General features: G+C 48.9%; 1 protein-coding gene. It reads left to right on the forward strand.

The features are described from left to right. The first annotated feature begins 454 nt into the window (after nt 1-454). Nucleotides 455-2,785 (forward strand): alpha-xylosidase, encoded by a 2,331-nt coding sequence (locus B2Z67_RS00920; RefSeq protein ID WP_291527938.1) that lies wholly within the window; start codon nt 455-457, stop codon nt 2,783-2,785. Nucleotides 2,786-2,812 lie beyond the last annotated feature (27 nt).

Raw genomic sequence — 2,812 nt, forward strand, 5'->3', positions numbered from 1 at the left:
TTGCATAAATAGCTTGTAAATATGCAATAATGCACATAAATAGTGCATCATTATTCTTTGTTTATTCATCAAGCATGCTAAAAGATGAATTTATAAATCAAGGCATGTTACAAAAAGCGTGATAATACTATCATAATGAACATAAATGACGACTATTCATTATCATTTAGATATTTCAGCAAACCCTATTATTCATACTGTAGGAGTGAAAGGAGCTATCACTTCGTTAGGAGTTAAGGAGCTAAAGCCGATACTCTTAAATAGAGATAGAACCAATGCCGGGCTTGGGATAACCATACGAACAGCCATAAAACATTTTATCCCTCTCCCTGAAACATAACATACCTGTATCAATTCAAACAAGCCCCTATTCATCAACATGAGTGGGGCTTGTTTTATGATTTATTGCCTACTTTTACGTCAGATAAATCGTAACCAAAAATCAAGTAATGTTATGAAGCCAACATCTTTGTTGAAGACCGCAATGCTCTTCATTCTTGCAGGAACCTATATGCCCATGTATGCTCAGTTGAGCACAAATCAAGGTGTACAGTACCTCCTTAGTCAGTCCAAAGACATGAGCCAGGAGTTTCTGGATCTCAGTAACACGTATTTCTTTGCCGACAGCCTCGTGTCACTGGACACCGCCACAGGCAAAGGCGCCGTACAGTGGAAACGCCAGCAATTGATGCCCCGCCAGGCTTTCAATGCGAATACCTATCTGCATCAGCCCTTGAAATCACTCGATTTTCCCGATGCCGCTTACGACAATAATCCACAGCTATCGTTCAGCATCGAGCCGGTCAATGCCCGTACACTCCGCATCCGTATGCTCACTACACCTGTTGTTCCGAAAGAAGAAGACTCTCCCATGTTAGCAGGTAAACCCGCCAACGGTTCCGCCAATTGGAAAGTGACCCGCACAGACAAGGAAACCGTCTACAGTTCAGAATACGGAAGCCTCATCATCGAGAACTATCCGTGGCGACTGGTATTGAAAGATACCGGCGGCAAACTGCTGACGCAGACCCGTTGCTGGAGCGACAACGACTCCACACAAATCAAAGTTCCTCCATTCAGCTTTATGAAACGCGGTTCGGACAATTCACGCAGCATCAACCCCGTATTCAGCCTCTCACCGGGCGAGAAGATATACGGTTGCGGCGAATCGCCTACCGCACTGAACAAAGCGGGACAAAAGGTTAACCTGTTCGTCACCGACCCGCAAGGACCTGAAAGTCCGGATATGTACAAACCCATTCCATTCTTCATGAGTTCGCGCGGCTATGGCATGTTTATGCATACATCGGCACCTGTAACCTGCGATTTCGGCAATACATACATCGGCGCCACCAAGCTGTTCATGGCAGATGAGGCGATGGACATCTTCATTTTCTTCGGCGAACCGAAAGAAATCCTAAGCGAATACACCGCCCTGGTGGGACGTCCGGAGATGCCTCCGCTGTGGTCTTTCGGTACCTGGATGAGCCGCATCACTTACTTCAGCGAAGCGGAAGGGCGTGAAGTAGCCAAAAAACTGCGTGATAATAAAATCCCGAGCGACGTGATACACTTCGATACCGGCTGGTTCGGCACAGACTGGCAATGCGACTATGCCTTTGCGGCGGAACGCTTCGACAACCCGCGGCAGATGCTCAGCGACCTGAAAGAACAGGGATTCCGCACCAGCCTGTGGCAACTGCCCTACTTCACTCCGAAGAACAAATTCTTCCCCGAACTGATAGAACGAGGCTTGTACGTACGCAATGGCAAAGGACAACTGCCTTACGAAGATGTTGTACTCGACTTCACCAACCCCGAAACCATCACCTGGTATCAGGAAAAGCTGGGCAACCTCATCGAAATGGGAGTGGGCGCCATTAAAGTAGACTTCGGCGAAGGCGCTCCACTGGATGCCATTTATGCAAACGGGCGTTCGGGATTGTACGAACACAATCTTTATCCGCTACGCTATAACCGTGCGGTAGCAGAGATAACGAAGAAGATACATGGAGAAAACATCATCTGGGCGCGTTCCGCCTGGGCAGGTTCACAACGCTATCCGCTACATTGGGGAGGCGATGCCGCAACCACAAACACCGGGATGGAAGGCACCATTCGCAGCGGACTGTCCATCGGGCTTAGCGGTTTCTGCTTCTGGAGCAATGACATAGGCGGGTTTGTTACCCAAACATCCGAAGAACTGTACCGGCGCTGGTTGCCTTTCGGCTTCCTGATATCTCATAGCCGTGTCCACGGAGCGCCTCCCACCGAACCGTGGCATTACGGAAAGAAGTTCACCGATTACTTCCGTCAATGCGCCGAACTGAAATACAAGCTAATGCCATACATATATGCACAGGCTAAAGAGTGTACGGAAAACGGTTGGCCGATGATGCGCGCCTTGCTGCTTGAATATCCCAACGACCCCGGCGCATGGCTGGTGGAAGATGAGTATCTGTTGGGCGGGAACCTGCTTGTAGCTCCTATGCTGGAAAACGGAAGCGGACGGAACGTCTATATCCCCGGCAAGCAGAAATGGATAGATTACCAGACGGGAAAAACCTACGCTCCGGGCTGGAACTACATTGAATGCGGCACATTGCCGGTAGTTATTCTGGTAAAAGACGGTTCTGCCATTCCCCATATCCCTGTGGCGCAGTGCACAGACCGGATGGACTGGAAGAAGATAGAGTGGAAGAAATACCTCGCAGACGAGAAAGTTGCGGAAGGAATACTTTGTCTTCCGGCTGGCGGGAAATTGGAGAAGGTTTCACTGCGTTAATGCCTGATAAGTAGCTGTTCATAATTA

It is taken from the genome of Bacteroides sp. UBA939, from assembly GCF_002293435.1.
GTDB lineage: Bacteria > Bacteroidota > Bacteroidia > Bacteroidales > Bacteroidaceae > Bacteroides.

Bases quoted from the DNA above. Each gene is read 5' to 3' on its own strand.
- B2Z67_RS00920 (WP_291527938.1), top strand. From the start codon at position 455: ATGAAGCCAACATCTTTGTTGAAGACCGCAATGCTCTTCATTCTTGCA.